At 72.8% G+C, this 14,560-nt stretch carries 13 protein-coding genes; 5 read left to right on the plus strand and 8 right to left on the minus strand.

The genetic code is table 11. From position 1 onward, the window contains the following. Positions 1-1,578, minus strand: a complete 1,578-nt coding sequence (locus tag RT2_RS06715; protein ID WP_072843747.1) for a DNA polymerase Y family protein — start codon at positions 1,576-1,578, stop codon at positions 1-3. Continuing rightward, a complete protein-coding gene (imuA', locus tag RT2_RS06720; protein ID WP_072843820.1) occupies positions 1,575-2,417 on the minus strand; it encodes a DnaE2-dependent mutagenesis accessory factor ImuA' in 843 nt (280 codons plus the stop codon). The genes RT2_RS06715 and imuA' overlap by 4 nt, the downstream gene beginning before the upstream one ends. A gap of 242 nt (positions 2,418-2,659) precedes the next feature. On the opposite strand from imuA', the gene RT2_RS06725 reads away from it, so the two are divergent. After that, the gene (locus RT2_RS06725) at positions 2,660-3,862 is read left to right on the plus strand and encodes a serine/threonine-protein kinase (protein WP_072843748.1); all 1,203 of its coding nucleotides are present in this window, start codon (positions 2,660-2,662) and stop codon (positions 3,860-3,862) included. Positions 3,863-3,920: 58 nt separating this feature from the next. Here RT2_RS06725 and RT2_RS06730 read toward each other — a convergent pair whose 3' ends face one another. Beyond that, positions 3,921-4,577 (minus strand): response regulator, encoded by a 657-nt coding sequence (locus tag RT2_RS06730; protein ID WP_072843749.1) that lies wholly within the window; start codon positions 4,575-4,577, stop codon positions 3,921-3,923. Beyond that, positions 4,574-5,935: an ATP-binding protein gene (locus RT2_RS06735; protein ID WP_072843750.1), complete on the minus strand. Its 1,362-nt coding sequence runs from the start codon at positions 5,933-5,935 to the stop codon at positions 4,574-4,576. Before RT2_RS06735 ends, RT2_RS06730 begins: the two co-directional genes overlap by 4 nt. Positions 5,936-6,077: 142 nt before the next feature. On the opposite strand from RT2_RS06735, the gene RT2_RS06740 reads away from it, so the two are divergent. From RT2_RS06740 to RT2_RS06755, 4 genes are all read left to right on the plus strand, one after another. Next, positions 6,078-7,496 carry a PspC domain-containing protein gene (locus RT2_RS06740; RefSeq protein WP_072843751.1) on the plus strand — a complete coding sequence of 473 codons (1,419 nt, stop codon included), beginning with the start codon at positions 6,078-6,080 and terminating at the stop codon, positions 7,494-7,496. Further along, on the plus strand, positions 7,489-7,737 hold the full coding sequence (locus RT2_RS06745; RefSeq protein ID WP_072843752.1) for a hypothetical protein: 249 nt from the start codon (positions 7,489-7,491) through the stop codon (positions 7,735-7,737). The genes RT2_RS06740 and RT2_RS06745 overlap by 8 nt, the downstream gene beginning before the upstream one ends. Further along, positions 7,737-8,699, plus strand: coding sequence for an aminoglycoside phosphotransferase family protein (locus RT2_RS06750; protein ID WP_072843753.1), 963 nt, complete (start codon positions 7,737-7,739; stop codon positions 8,697-8,699). The genes RT2_RS06745 and RT2_RS06750 overlap by 1 nt, the downstream gene beginning before the upstream one ends. Positions 8,700-8,794: 95 nt before the next feature. Next, positions 8,795-9,235, plus strand: a complete 441-nt coding sequence (locus RT2_RS06755; RefSeq protein ID WP_169888188.1) for a PspC domain-containing protein — start codon at positions 8,795-8,797, stop codon at positions 9,233-9,235. Positions 9,236-9,250: 15 nt separating this feature from the next. On the opposite strand, the gene RT2_RS25760 is transcribed toward RT2_RS06755, so the two are convergent. The 4 genes from RT2_RS25760 to RT2_RS06775 all read right to left on the minus strand — a co-directional run bounded on the left by RT2_RS25760 (position 9,251) and on the right by RT2_RS06775 (position 14,511). Further along, a complete protein-coding gene (locus RT2_RS25760) occupies positions 9,251-9,559 on the minus strand; it encodes a hypothetical protein (RefSeq protein ID WP_169888191.1) in 309 nt (102 codons plus the stop codon). Positions 9,560-9,836: 277 nt separating this feature from the next. Continuing rightward, the gene (guaA, locus tag RT2_RS06765; RefSeq protein WP_072843756.1) at positions 9,837-11,423 is read right to left on the minus strand and encodes a glutamine-hydrolyzing GMP synthase; all 1,587 of its coding nucleotides are present in this window, start codon (positions 11,421-11,423) and stop codon (positions 9,837-9,839) included. An 81-nt stretch (positions 11,424-11,504) separates the two neighbouring features. Then, positions 11,505-13,241 (minus strand): FAD-dependent oxidoreductase, encoded by a 1,737-nt coding sequence (locus RT2_RS06770; protein WP_072843821.1) that lies wholly within the window; start codon positions 13,239-13,241, stop codon positions 11,505-11,507. A gap of 133 nt (positions 13,242-13,374) precedes the next feature. After that, entirely contained in the window at positions 13,375-14,511 is a 1,137-nt protein-coding gene (locus RT2_RS06775; RefSeq protein WP_072843757.1) for a GuaB3 family IMP dehydrogenase-related protein, read from the minus strand. Positions 14,512-14,560: the final 49 nt, after the last annotated feature.

Genomic DNA, 14,560 nt, shown 5'->3' on the forward strand with positions numbered 1-14,560 from the left:
TCACTCGTACACCCCCTCGACGGCCCAGCTCGCGCCGACGAAGATCAGCAGCAGCGCCTTCGGCTCGTCCAGCAGCACCTGCGCCCGGGCCGAGCGCCGCGACTGCGCCGGGTCCCACCACCGCTCGTCGAGCAGCCACGGGCCCGCCCAGCCCCGCAGCTGCCAGCTCCGCCTGCCCCACCGCAGCAACGTCGGCGACGCACTGAAGGCACCCCGCTCGGTGACCCACACCGCGTCGCCAGCCGCGTCCTCGAGCGTCACCGCCGGACGGCCCGCCAGCACCGCGGAGGGCGCGGGTTCGGGCAGCCGGCCGGGCCACGGCGCCGCGGGGTCCGCCGCGGGCACCAGCTCGTCGCCCAGCGGCAGCAGGGTGACCCGTTCCCCCGGACCCCGGCCGCCGCTGAGCACGCCCACCTGCACCGCGTCGCCGCCGAGTAGTCCCTGGACCCGGACCAGCGCGCGGCGGGCCCGCTCGTCCTGCGCACCGACCCCGCCCCACAACCCCAGCTGCAGCGCCCCGGCCGCCACCACCTCCACCGGCTCGAGCCGTAGCACCTCGATTCCCGCGGTCGGCCGGGACTCACTGCGGCCGGTGAGCCAGCCGTCCAGCTGCCAGCGCACTCGGTCCGCCGTGCCCTCCGGGGTAAGTGGCTCCGCGCAGCGCCAGGTTCGCGAAAGATGTTCTCCGTTACCGGTACTCGCATGCACCAGCAGACGGGTGCAGGCCACCCCCGCGGCGGCCAGCCGGGCGTGCAGCCGCTCCGCCAACGCCCGCGCCGCGAAGGCCGCCGCGTCCACCCGGTCGAGAGGCGGGTCCGGGCGGTGCTCGACCGCGAGGTCCGGCGGCAGCGGCCGCGCCGAGGGCGGACGCTCCGGCTCCCCGCGGGCGCTGCGGTGGGCCGCCGCGGCGTCGGCGCCGAAACGGGACGCCACCGCCACCGGGGCCAGGGCCGCGAAGTCGCCGATGGTGCGCAGGCCCAGCCGGTGCAGCAGGTCCACCAGGTCCGCACGTTCGGGCGCGGACAGGGCGGGCTCGGCGGCCAACTCGGACACCGGCATCGGCGCCAGGAACCGGGCGCCCCCGCCGGGTGGGACCAGCACCGCCCGGCGGGCCGCGATCACGGCGGTGGAGAGCTCGTCCGCCACCCCCACCTGACACTCCACCCCGGCCGCCGCGGCCTCGTCGACCAGCCGTTCCGCGGCGGACTCCTCGGAACCGAAGTAGCGACTCACCCCGCGCGCGGCGAGCACCAGCAGCCCCGGGCGCAGCACCTCCACCCCGGGCGCCGCCGCGTCGACGGCCGCGGCCACCGGCTCGAACAGTCGGGCGTCGCGGCCGGGGTCCGCGGCGAACACGTGCAGCCGCGGGCAGCGCCCCTGCGCCTCGCGCCTGCGCAGCCCCCGGCGGACCCCCTCGGCGCGGGCCGGCGCCGAACACGCGATCACCCGGTTGCCCGACAGCACCGCAACCGGTTCGGTCGGAGCCAGGCCCGCCACCGCCGCGGCGGCGACCGCCGGCCAGTCCGGACACCACAACGCCAGCACCCGGGCCGGACTCGACACGATCCCGGCACTCATGCGACACCGCTTCCGAGTTCGCGCGGCCCTGCCCCGGCCTGCGCCGCAACGGCGACCTCCTCCGGCACCCATTCCACCCGCCCGCGGACCGGACGCAGGTCCAGCCGGGCGGTGCGGGCCTGGAAGGCCCGGCCCTCCGCGGTGACAGCCAGCCGCAGCCCGTGCAGCCGCCCGCGACCTGACTCCCCCAGCCCCTGGTAGTCGCGCACCACGGCCGCCAACCGCACCTCGGCGCCGCCCCAGTGCCCGTCCGTAACCACCAGCGTGGCGCCCTTGCTCCGGGCCCGGGCCACGATCGCCCGCGTCCGCGAGGGCGGCACCGCCAGCCCGGCGAGGCCCAGCACCACCAGGTCCATGCCGTCGAGAAGGACCGCCGCCACCTCGACCGGATCCGGCCCCGGGTCCGGGATCACCGCCAGCCGGCCCAGTTCCGCGCCCATCTCGACGGCGGACAGCAGGCCCAGCCGGGGCAGACCGATCACCGCCGCATGCCCGCCCGACTCCGTCACCGCGGCCAGCAGGCCCGACAGCAGCGAACCTGCACCGGACACCGAGACCACCGAGCCGCGCGCGAGCCCGCCGCCGGGCAACAGCCTGGCCAGCGCGGGCGGCACCGGCAGCACCGGTCGACCGCGGCCCTCGTCGGGCGTGACCCGGGTGCCCGGTACGGCCCGGCCCGGTTGCCCGGCACCGCCCCAGGTCCGGGCCGGGCGGGCCACCGCCTCGCCACGTGCGGGCACCGCGGCGATCTGGCGGCGAAGCTGCTCGAGCCGCTCAGGTCGGGACAGCCCCACGACCGAGTCGACCCCAGCCGCCGGAACCGAAGCCGTCGCAGCCAAATCCGTCGGCACCGAACCCGACAACACCGCGCCTGACTCCACCACCACAGCTCCCTCCGCCGACGTACGCCGGACGACACCCGCGGGGAAGACGCAGAAATCGAACACTCTTTCGATCAAACCCAGTAAAGCCCACTCCGTCCGTCGACGTCAAGGCAACCGAGCCGGTCCGCGTCGGCCACGAGACGCAGCTCACCGTTCGGACTGGCTGCACCGTCGGCAACGTCCACTACCCTCACGGTGTGGCGGAGCAGGAGCAGGAGCGGGAGCAGCGGATCGTCGGACCGGACTACCTGGTGGCCGGTCGGTACCGCCTGAGCGCCAAGCTCGGCGGCGGCGGGATGGGTTCGGTCTGGCTCGCCCGCGACACCCTGCTCGACCGCGAGGTCGCCATCAAGCAGGTCATCTCCACCGCCGGACTCACCGAGGAAGCCGCCCGCGACGTCCGCGCCCGCGCGATGCGCGAGGGCCGGATCGCGGCCCGGCTCTCCCACGACCATTCCATCGCCATGTACGACGTGGCCCTCGAGGGCGGTGAGCCCTGGCTGGTCATGGAGTACCTGCCCTCGCGCAGCCTGGCGCAGGCCCTCAACGTGACCGAGGCCCTGCCGCCGCTGCAGGTCGCCCAGATCGGCGCCCAGGTGGCGGACGCGCTGTCCCAGGCCCACGCCGCCGGCATCGTGCACCGCGACATCAAGCCCGGCAACATCCTGATCGCCGACCGCGGCCGCGCCGCGGGCACCGTGAAGATCAGCGACTTCGGCATCTCCCGCGCCAAGGGCGACCCGCACGTGACCCAGACCGGGGTGATCACCGGCACCCCCGCCTACTTCGCGCCGGAGGTCGCCCGCGGCGAGGACCCCACCGAGGCCTCCGACGTGTTCTCGCTCGGCGCCACGCTGTACACCGCCACCGAAGGGCAGCCCCCGTTCGGCATCGACGAGAACTCGATCGCCCTGCTGCACAAGGTCGCCAAGGCAGAGATCATGCGGCCGGTGCACAGCGGCGACCTCACCGACGCACTGCTGCTAATGCTCGAACCCGACCCGGCACGGCGCCCCACCATGGCGCAGGCCCGGGACCTGCTGGCCCACATCGCCGCGGGCAGCGGCGGCAGCATCGGCTACGTCCTCGACGCACCCCTGCTCGAACCGGACGGCACGGTGCCGTTCTGGGCGCGGCGGTCGGCGGCCAGCGGGCCGGTCCGGCGCGCGAACCGCCTGCCGTCTAGCACCGTCACCGGACTGCCCGCCGCGCACCAGAGCGTCCCGCTGGACCGGGTGCCCCGCCCCGGACCCCGGGTGCCCGAGGCCCCCGGCCACCTGCCGGTGGCGCCGGCCCCGGCGCCGGCCCACTCGGCCGTCCCGATGGCCGTCGCCATCGTGCTGCTGTGCGTCGCGCTCGCCGTCGTCGCCGTGGTGATCCTCGCGCTGACCCGGATGTGACCCACCCCGGCACCACCTGGCGAATCGTCTTGGCTCGCCGCACCTGGTGAGGTCGCCGTCACTCGATCCGACGCCGGTGCGCCCACCGGGTGAGCGCATTCCGGTTGGACTGCTGGGTCTTTCGCAGCACGTTGGATGCGTGCGTCTCCACCGTCTTGATCGAGATCACCAGGGTCTCGGCGATCTCGCGGTAGGTGTAGCCACGCGCCAGCAGTCGCAGCACCTCGAGTTCCCGCGGCGTGAGCGAGTCCAGTTCCGGGTCCAGCGGCGGCTCCGGCGCCGTCGACCGCCCGGTGAACGAGTCGAGAACGAAGCCGGCCAGCCTCGGGCCGAACACCGCGTCACCCCCGGCCACCCGGCGCACCCCGTCCGCGAGTTCCGCGCCCGAGATGGTCTTCGTGACGTACCCGCGCGCGCCCGCCCGGATCACCGCGATGACGTCCTCCGCGGCGTCGGACACGCTGAGCGCCAGGCACACCGGGCCCGGCGCGATCCCGCCGAGTACCGCGACCCCACCACCGTCCGGCATGTGCACGTCGAGGAGCACCACGTCCGGTGCGGACGCGTTGATCCCCGCGATCGCCTCCGCGACCGCGCCCGCCTCGCCGACCACCTCGATGTCCGACTCCGAGCCGAGTTCGGCGCGCACCCCGGACCGGAACACGGCATGGTCGTCGACAAGGAAGACGCGGTACACGGTTCCGGCGGATGTCACCTGGGCTGCTCCTCTGTGCTGGGGTGGGCGTGGACGGGATCGGCAGGGGGCCTCGTCGACTGTTGTGACCACTCTATGACGGTCGCGTCGTCCTCCTGGACCGGCTCTGCCGCGGCGCCTGTCCCGCTCCCGTTCCCGTTGCGGGGCATCCGAATCCGGATCTCCGTTCCGCGTCCGGGGGCCGAGTGCACCTCGACCTGCCCGCCCCGGCGCTCCACCCGTGCCCGGATCGACTTCGTCAGACCCTGTCGGTCCTCCGGCACCGCGGAGGGGTCGAACCCGGTACCGCGGTCACGCACGAACACATTCACCTCGTCGGCCTCCGCCTCGGCGAACAGGTCGACGTTGGTCTCGCCGGAGTGCTTGGCCGCGTTGACCAGCGCCTCGCGAGTGGCACCGAGCAGTGCGGTGAAACTCTCCTTGGACAGACCCGACTCGGCCTCGTCCACGTCGAGACGCACGTCCCCCACCGTCACAGGCCGCACCGTCATGCCGTGCTGGTCCTCGACCTCGCCCGCGATGGTGCGCAACGCCTCGGCCAGGCTGGCGTGCGCGGCGTCCCCGCCGTCGAAGAGCCACTTGCGCAGCTCCCGTTCCTGACCGCGGGCCAACCGCATGACCTCCTGCGGCCGGTCCGCCTGCTTCTGGATCAGCGCCAGTGTCTGCAGCACCGAGTCGTGCAGGTGCGAGGCGATCTCCTCGCGCTCCTCGTTCCGGATCCGGGCGCTGCGTTCCTCGCCCAGGGCCCGCCACATCCGCAGCCAGAGCGGCACGGTCAGCAGCCCGGCCCCGATCAACGTGACCACCACCGCCAGCAACGACGAGCGCAGCGACTCCAGGTCGACGCGCGCGAGCACCACCACGCCGAGCCCGAACACGATGAGGGTGGCGCCGCCGAGCACCCGCGCCCAGGTGAGCACCGTGGGCCGCTGCGGCAGCCCGATCGCCGACCGCGGCCCGTCGGAGTCGAACTCCCGCCACACGAACGCCGCGCCGATCGCGACCACGATCACCGGCGCGATCACCGAGGCGGCGGTTCCGCTCAGCAGCCAGGTCAGCCCCGCCGACAGGGCGAGGCCGATGACCGCCAGCCCCAACGCGCGCCGGTGCTCGGTGGGACTGGGCCGCTCGGTGTCCGTGCCCGCGGGGGTGAAGATCCACAGCAGTCCGTACGCGACGATGCCCGCACCGGCGAGCACGCCCAGGAACACGAACGCCAGCCGAACCTTGAGGACGTCGACGCCGAGGTGGTCGGCAATCCCGCCCGCGACGCCGCCGACCACCCGGCCACCTGCCCGGCGCTCGAGCCGGGGAATGAGGGCCGGGTCCGGTGGGTAGTCACGGAAGAGGGGCTGCACACCGTCGATGGTGACACGTGGCGACGCCCCGGCGCATCAGGGTGGACCCTGATCTCCCCCGCCCCTCTCGGCCCCGCGGACGCCGGCAAAGATCAGGGTTTGTCCCGATGCGCCGCCGGGCCCGCCGGGCCACGATGGTCGCATGAGCAATCCGAGCTTCCCCGAACAACTGCAGGAGTTGTGGCGTACCCGGCCGGTGCGCCTGCCGAGCCGGGGCCCGCTCGCCGGTGTCGCCGCCGGCATCGGCCACCGGTACGGAGTGGACCCGGTGCTGGTGCGGGTAGCGTTCGCGGTGTCCACCATCTTCGGCGGCGTCGGCATCGTCCTCTACCTCGCCTGCTGGCTGCTGCTGCCGCGGGCCGGCGACCAGGCCTCGGCCGCGGAGTCGCTGGTCGGCCGGGGCCACAGCTCGGAGTCCGGCACCCGGACGGTGGTGCTGGCGGTGGCACTGGTCATCGCGATGAGCACCCTCGGCCCGGTCGGCGTCGGTCTCGGCGGTTCCGGGCTGGTCAGCCTGGCGCTGATGCTCGGCGGGCTGTGGCTGCTGCACCAGCGCAGGCCGGTGCCGCCGCCGCTGCCGGCCGGGGTGGTCCCGGACGCCTTCGCGGCGCCGCCGGCCAGCGGCTACCCCGGCACCGGGTACCCGTCCTGGTTCGGCGGGTACACCGCCCCGGGGGCGTACGCGACGCTGCCCAAGACCTACGAGCCGACGCCCGGCTTCAAGGCCACGCCGCCCGCTCCGCCCGCGCCCGAGGCCGGCGCCCCTGCCGCGCCCGACCCCGCACCCCGCGTCGACGACGCGGTAGGGCACGGCGGCGCTGCGACGCCGGACGCGCCGTCCGCACCGGAGGCACCCTCCACACCGGCGTCGCCGTTCGGTCCCGAACCGACGCCGCCGTCCTGGGACCCGCTCGGCGTCGCACCCTTCGCCTGGGACCTGCCCGAGCCGACGCCCCCACCGCCGCCGGCGGTACCGGCGCCGCCGAAGTCCCGGCTCACCTCCACCGTGCTCGGGATCGCCATCCTGGTCACCGTCGCCGCCTGGGCGGTCGGCGCCGCGACCGGTACCCAGTGGCTCTCCGCCGGCCAGCTCGGCGCGGTGGCGCTCGCGGTGATCGGTGTCGGCCTCGTCGTCGGCGCGTTCCTGCGCCGCGGCTACGGCCTGCTCGTGGTCACCGGGCCATTGATCGGCTTCGTGGTGCTGGCATCGCTGATCGGCCCGGTCGACTGGAACAGCCAGAACGTGGGCACCCGGACGTGGCAGTTCACCTCCGCAGATCAGCTCGAGTCCCGGTACTCCGGACAGGTCGGCGACTTCACCCTCGACCTCGGCGGCGTCACCCTCACCAAGGACAGGACGGTCGACATCGACCTGGGCGTCGGCAGCTTCACCGTGCTGGTGCCCCCGAACATGGACGTCCGGAATCACTGCAGCATGGCGCTCGGGGACGTGATGTGCCTGCCCGAGGGCATCGACGGCGGCGCCGACGGCATCGGCGGACCGGTACTGACCCTTAACCTGACCGGCAAGGTCGGAGATTTGACGGTGGATCGTGGCTGAGTACCAGAACGTAGACGACGACGCCCCCGAGGGCGGCAACACCAGGCAGGCGACCGGCCGACGCCCCGCCGCGGGACTGCTGCTCGCCGGACTGGTCGCGCTGATGGTGAGCGCATGGTCGCTCATCGGGCCGGAGCACTTCCAGTCCCTCGGCGGCGCTCAGTTCCGCTGGATGATCGTGCTCGCGGCGGTCGCGGTCGGGCTGGTGCTGGTGTTCGCGCCGGGACGCCAGAAGAAGTAGTGCTCGCGATCCCCGACGGCTTCCGCACGAACCTGCGCAGCCACGCCGACGACGCCGACGACTGGCTGGGTCGCCTCCCGGGCCTCGCCGACCGCTACCTCGCCGCGTGGCGCCTGGTCAGGGACGGCAACCACGTCTGGCACGGTTACGTCGGGATCGTGATCCCGGTCCGCCTGCCCGACGGCACCGCCGCCGCGTTGAAGATCTCCTACCCGTCCCCCGAGTCGGCGCACGAGGCCGCGGCGCTGACCGTGTGGGCGGGCCGCGGCGCGGTGCGGGTGCTACGGGCGGACCCAGCGCGCCAGGTGACCCTGCTCGAACGCCTGGACAACACCCGACTACTGCGGGAAGTGCCGGTCCCGCAGGCGATCCGGGTGTGGGGCGAGCTGGTCCGCGAGATGTCCGGTCCCGTACCCGCCGGACCGCATGCGTTCGACTCGCTGACCGACCTGGCGAGGCGCTGGCAGCGCGAGCTGCCCGAGCGGTGGGACCGTCTCGGCCGGCCCGGCCCGTCCTGGCTGCTCGACGAGGCGCTGGCCGTGTGCCGGGAGGCGGCGTGCGGCGATCCTGTTTCAGCACAAAGCAACCCAGCTCTGATACACACCGACCTGCATTTCGAGAACATCCTCGCCACCCCCGACGGCACGCGGTGGCGGGCCATCGACCCCAAGCCCCTCCTCGGGGTCGCCGAGTTCGCGGTGGCGCCGATGCTCTGGAACCGCCTCGGCGAGCTGGGCGGCGGCGCCGAGTCATTGCGGACCCGCTGCGACGCGCTGTCCGAGGCGGCCGGGCTCGACCGGGACCTGGCCCGGCGCTGGTCGGTCGCGCGGGAGGTCGAGAACCACCTCGACTACCTCGAATCCGGCCTGCCCGGCAACGCGACCCGCTCGCTGTGGGTGGCCACCGCACTCTGCGGGCGCGCGGATCCCGACGTCGACCCGGCCGGCCTGGCCACGCTCTGACCGGCACCCCGAGACCGCACCCTGAGACGCGGGCGGCAAAGATCCGGGTGCTTCCCGATGGCGCCGAGCGCCTCCCTGCGACGAGCATGGACGTCATGAGCGAGAACCAGATCCCCTTCCCCGAATTCGGCCCCAGCAGCACGAAAAGCTCTTTCCTCCAGAACCTTCCGCAGCGACTACCCGCCGAGGGCATGGCCGCCGGCGTCTGCTCCGGCGTCGCCCGACGACTCGGCGTGGACGCGTGGGCGGTCCGGCTGGCCTTCCTGGCATCACTGCTGCTCGCCGGCGCCGGCGTCCCGGTCTACCTGGCCGCCTGGCTGTTGATGCGCACCCCCGACGAGACCCGCTCGATGGGCGAGACCCTGCTCGGCGACGGCACAGGCGGCGAGTCCAAGGTCACCGCGCTGGTGCTGGCCACCGCGACCGTGATCACCGCGATCGCGTGTGCCGCACCGGTGGGCGCCGGACTGGTCGGCATGGCGCTGCTGGTCGGTGGCTACCTCTACCTCGACAGCCGCGGCCCCGCCGGGCGCTGACCGTCACCGCGCGGCTCAACTGCCGAAGAGCCCGCCGAACGGCTGCGGCAAACCCTGGTTCCAGTTCCAGTTCCAGTTCTGATTCTCGTTGTTGTTCCAGTCCCGGTTCCAACTGTTGTTCCAGTCCCGGTTCCAACTGTTGTTCCAGTCCCGGTTGCCGTGCCCGTGCCCGTGCCCGTGCCCGTTCACCTGGACCACCGGCACCGGCGCGACCGGGTTCGCCGCGGCGGGACCTGCCGCAACCGTCATGGGGACCAGGACCATCGCAGCCGCGACCGCCAGGCCGGCGAGACGCGATCCACGCGTTCCGATCTTCTCGTTCATCGCCACACCCTCCTCGTGCGCTGCCGGGGAAGTGGCCGCGGGTGAGGAGTTTCGTCGTCTACCCCGTGTGCGAGGTGCGGGGGCGAGCGCTCCGAGCCAGGGGTCACTTCACCGGCTTCGGGAATGTCTTTCGTCGCATGAACGGTCTGCGACGTTGTAATACCAGTCAACACCAATTTCGGCGTCGCCGACCTGGCAGTTGACTGTGAATCCGGGATTCGGCCCCGGAAAGCCGGAAACCCGGCGGGCGCCTACGCGTCCCGCCGGGTCCCGAGGATCACTCCCACTCGATGGTTCCCGGCGGCTTGCTCGTCACGTCGAGCACGACGCGGTTGACGTCCGGCACCTCGTTGGTGATCCGGGTGGAGATGCGCTCGAGCACGTCGTAGGGCAGACGCGTCCAGTCCGCCGTCATGGCGTCCTCGCTGGAGACGGGACGCAGCACGATCGGGTGGCCGTAGGTGCGGCCGTCGCCCTGCACACCGACGCTGCGCACGTCGGCGAGCAGCACCACGGGGCACTGCCAGATCTGGCCGTCCAGGCCCGCCGCCGTGAGTTCCTCGCGGGCGATGGCGTCGGCCTGACGCAGCAGCGTGAGCCGCTCCTGGTTCACGCTGCCGACGATGCGGATCGCGAGACCCGGACCGGGGAACGGCTGACGCGACACGATCTCCTCGGGCAGCCCCAGCGCCCGGCCGACCGCGCGGACCTCGTCCTTGAACAGCAGGCGCAGCGGCTCGACCAGCTTGAACTGCAGGTCCTCCGGCAGGCCACCGACGTTGTGGTGGCTCTTGATGTTCGCGGTGCCGGTGCCGCCGCCGGACTCGACGACGTCCGGGTACAGGGTGCCCTGGACCAGGAAGTCGACGGTGTCGCCGTGCGCGGCGCTCTCGCCGAGCACCTCGGACACCGCGCCCTCGAAGCTGCGGATGAACTCGCGGCCGATGATCTTGCGCTTGGTCTCGGGGTCGGACACGCCGTCCAGCTCGCCGAGGAAGGTGTCGACCGCGTCGACGGTGATCAGCTTGGCGCCGGTGGCCGCGACGAAGTCCTGCTGGACCTGCTCGCGCTCACCCGCGCGCAGCAGCCCGTGGTCGACGAAAACGCAGGTGAGCTTGTCGCCGATCGCGCGCTGCACGAGGGCCGCGGCCACCGCGGAGTCGACGCCGCCGGACAGCCCGCAGATCGCCTGGCCGTCGCCGACCTGCTCGCGAACCCGCTCGATCAGGTCCTCGGCGATGTTGGCCGCGGTCCAGGTCGGTGCGATGCCCGCGATCTCGCGGAGGAAGCGGCTGAGCACGTGCTGCCCGTGCGGGGAGTGCAGCACCTCGGGGTGGTACTGGACGCCGGCCAGGCGCTTGGCCCGGTTCTCGAAGGCGGCGACGGGGGCGCCCGCGCTGGTCGCGGTCACCTCGAAGCCCTCCGGGGCGTCGGTCACGGCGTCGCCGTGGCTCATCCACACCGGCTGCAGCTCGGGCAGGCCCTCGTGGAGGAGGCCGCCGTCCACGCTCAGCTGGGTGCGGCCGTACTCACGGGTGCCGGTGTGGGTGACGGTGCCGCCGAGCGCACCGGCCATCGCCTGGAATCCGTAGCAGATGCCGAACACCGGGATGTCATGGTCGAACAGCCGGGCGTCGAGCTGCGGTGCGCCGTCGTCGTACACGCTGGACGGGCCGCCGGACAGGATCACCGCCGCGGGACGACGGGCCACGATCTCCTCGACGGTCGCCGTATGCGGGACCACCTCCGAGTAGACGTTGGCCTCCCGTACCCGGCGAGCGATCAGCTGCGCGTACTGCGCCCCGAAGTCGACGACGAGAACGGGATGCTGCTGGGAGGAGCCGGAGTGCTGGGTGTCTGCCACGCCGATCAGTCTAGTCAGCGCCCGGACTCCCCCGCCCACACCCCCGCGGAGCAGGCCCTCCGCCTCCCCGCGGCGGCCCACTCAGGCTACGTCGGACGCCTTCGCGGCCTTGCCCGTGCGCACCTCGACGATCGGCAGCACCAGGGCCGCCGGTGAGGACGCGGGCACCACGGGGCTGTTCGGCGCCACCGGGCTGATCCGTCGGTAGGCCTCGCCCTGGGCGGGCCGGCTGTCCTGCTCGCCCTTGTTCGGCCACAGCGACGCGGCCCGCTCGGCCTGCGCGCTGATGGTCAGCGACGGGTTCACCCCGAGGTTGGCCGACACCGAGGCCCCGTCCACCACGCTCAGCGTCGGGTAGCCGTACACCCGGTGGTACGGGTCGATGACGCCGCGACTCGGGTCGGCGCCGATCGCGCAGCCGCCGAGGAAGTGCGCGGTGAGCGGGATGTTGAAGATCTCGCCCCAGGTGCCGCCCGCGACGCCGTCGATCTTGTCCGCGATCCGTCGGGTGGCGTCGTTGCCGGCCGGGATCCACGTCGGGTTCGGCTCGCCGTGGCCCTGCCTGCTGGTGACCCTGCGCCCGAACACGCCGCGCTTGGTGTACGTGGTGATCGAGTTGTCCAGGTTCTGCATGACCAGGGCGATGATGGTGCGCTCGCTCCAGTTCCTCACCGTGAGCATGCGCAGCATCTGCATCGGGTTCTTCGCGACGACGCCGAGGAACTTCACCCAGCGCGGGGTGGTGCCGCCGCCGTCGGTCATCAGGGTCTGCAGCAGCCCCATCGCGTTGGAACCCTTGCCGTAGCGGACCGGCTCGATGTGGGTGTCCGCGGTCGGGTGGAACGAGGAGGTGATCGCCACGCCCCGGGTCAGGTCCATGGCCGGGTCGACGTCGCGCCTGCCCGCGCCGACGATGGACTCGGAGTTGGTGCGGGTGAGCTCACCGAGGTGGTCGGACAGCCTCGGCAACGCACCGGTGTCCTTCATCTTGTGCAGCAGGTGCTGGGTGCCCCAGGTGCCGGCGGCGACCACGACGTGCTGCGCGGTGTAGGTCTTGTTGTTCTTGCGCACCTTGGCGCCGGTGCGGCGGGTGGCCACGTCCCAGGTGCCGTCCGAGGCCTCGAACAGCCCGGTCACGGTGGTCATCGGGACGATCTGCGCGCCCGCCTTCTCCGCCAGGCCGAGGTAGTTCTTGAGCAGGGTGTTCTTGGCGCCGTGCCGGCAGCCGGTCATGCACTCGCCGCACTCGATGCAGCCGGTCCGCGCCGGGCCGACGCCGCCGAAGTACGGGTCCTCGACGGTCTTGCCCGGTTCGCCGAAGAACACACCGACCGGGGTCTGGATGAACGTGTCGCCGACGCCCATGTCCTCGGCCACCGACTTGATCACCTCGTCCGCGGGCGTCATGTGCGGGTTGCGGACCACGCCGAGCATCTTCTGCGCCTGCTCGTAGTACGGGCTGAGCTCGTCGTGCCAGTCGGTGATGTCGCGCCACTGCGGGTCCTGGAAGAACGACGCGGGCGGCTTGTAGAGCGTGTTCGCGTAGTTCAGCGAGCCGCCGCCGACCCCCGCCCCGGCGAGGATCAGGACGTCGCGCAGCAGGTGCACGCGCTGGATGCCGTAGCAGCCCAGTGCCGGCGCCCACAGGAACCGCTTGAGGTCCCAACTGGTCTTCGCGAAGTCGGCGTCGGCGTACCGCCGACCCGCCTCGAGGATGCCGACCCGGTACCCCTTCTCCACCAGCCGGAGCGCGGTGACGCTGCCACCGAATCCGGAACCGATGACCAGGACATCGAAGTCCGTCGCGCGCTTGCCCATGGAGACCTCCACCGTGAACGAAGAGTTGTTACTCGCCAGTATGCACCGACCCCCTGTGACCGGAGCCACAGGGGGTCGACTGACTGTAACGCCAGGTATCGGTAACGGCGTGGAAAGCGTTCGGCGGAGCGGGTCAGGCCCGGACGGTCAGCCCGACCTTCTGGAACTCCTTGAGGTCGGAGTACCCGGACTTGGCCATCGAGCGACGCAGTCCGCCGACCAGGTTCAGCGACCCGTACGGGTCGTCGGACGGGCCGGTGAGCACCTGGTCCAGGCTGGGCCGGTCGCCGAACGAGACCGGCAGCATGGCGCCGCGCGGCATCGAGGGGTGCGCGGCCGCGGACGGCCAGTACCAGCCGCCGCCCGGCGCCTCGGCGGCCACGGCCAGCGGGGCACCGAGCACCGCGGCGTCCGCGCCGCAGGCGATGGCCTTGGCCAGGTCCCCGGAGGTGCTGATGTCGCCGTCGGCGATCACGTGGACGTAGCGTCCGCCGGTCTCGTCGAGGTAGTCGCGGCGGGCGGCCGCGGCGTCGGCGATCGCCGTCGCCATCGGGACGCCGATGCCGAGCACCTCGCCGGTGGTGGTGGCGCCCGCGGTCGAGCCGTACCCGACGATGACGCCGGCCGCACCGGTCCGCATCAGGTGCAGGGCGGTGCGGTGGTCGCTGACGCCGCCCGCGACAACCGGGACGTCCAGCTCGGCGATGAACGTCTTCAGGTTCAGCGGTTCGTCGCCGTTCGCGACGTGCTCGGCCGAGATGATCGTGCCGTGGATGACGAGCAGGTCGATGCCGGCCTTCACCAGTGCCGGGGTCAGCGCGCGCGCGTTCTGCGGGCTGACCCGGACCGCGACGGTCACGCCCGCGGCCCGCACCTGCGCGACCGCGGCCGCGAGCAGCTCCGGCTGGATCGGGGCGGCGTGCAGCTCCTGCAGCTTGGCGATCGGCGCGTCGGCATCGACGTCGGACTCGGCGATCTGCACCAGCTCGGCGATCTTGGCCTCGACGTCGGCATGCCGACCCCACAGCCCCTCACCGTTGATCACGCCGAGGCCGCCGCGCTTGCCCAGCTCGATCGCGAACGCCGGCGAGACCAGCGCGTCGGTCGGGTGGGCGAGCACCGGGATGTCGAAGCGGTACGCGTCGAGCTGCCAGGCCGTCGACACCTCCTTGGACGAACGTGTCCGCCGGGAGGGGACGATGTCGATGTCGTCCAGCTCATAGGTGCGACGGGCCGTGCGGCCCATGCCGATCTCAACGAGGTCGCGCACGCGCGCCCCTTTCTTCGATGTGGCTGATGGTTGCCTGGATCAGGCGGGA

Source organism: Rhodococcus tukisamuensis NBRC 100609, from assembly GCF_001894985.1.
In the GTDB taxonomy this organism is placed as follows: Bacteria; Actinomycetota; Actinomycetes; order Mycobacteriales; family Mycobacteriaceae; genus Rhodococcus_G; species Rhodococcus_G tukisamuensis.

What these genes read in the sequence shown, in the direction of transcription:
- RT2_RS06715 (WP_072843747.1), bottom strand. Translation starts at nt 1,578, where the DNA reads ATGAGTGCCGGGATCGTGTCGAGTCCGGCCCGGGTGCTGGCGTTGTGG.
- RT2_RS06740 (WP_072843751.1), top strand. Translation starts at nt 6,078, where the DNA reads ATGAGCAATCCGAGCTTCCCCGAACAACTGCAGGAGTTGTGGCGTACC.
- RT2_RS06755 (WP_169888188.1), top strand. Translation starts at nt 8,795, where the DNA reads ATGAGCGAGAACCAGATCCCCTTCCCCGAATTCGGCCCCAGCAGCACG.
- RT2_RS25760 (WP_169888191.1), bottom strand. Translation starts at nt 9,559, where the DNA reads ATGAACGAGAAGATCGGAACGCGTGGATCGCGTCTCGCCGGCCTGGCG.
- RT2_RS06770 (WP_072843821.1), bottom strand. Translation starts at nt 13,241, where the DNA reads ATGGGCAAGCGCGCGACGGACTTCGATGTCCTGGTCATCGGTTCCGGA.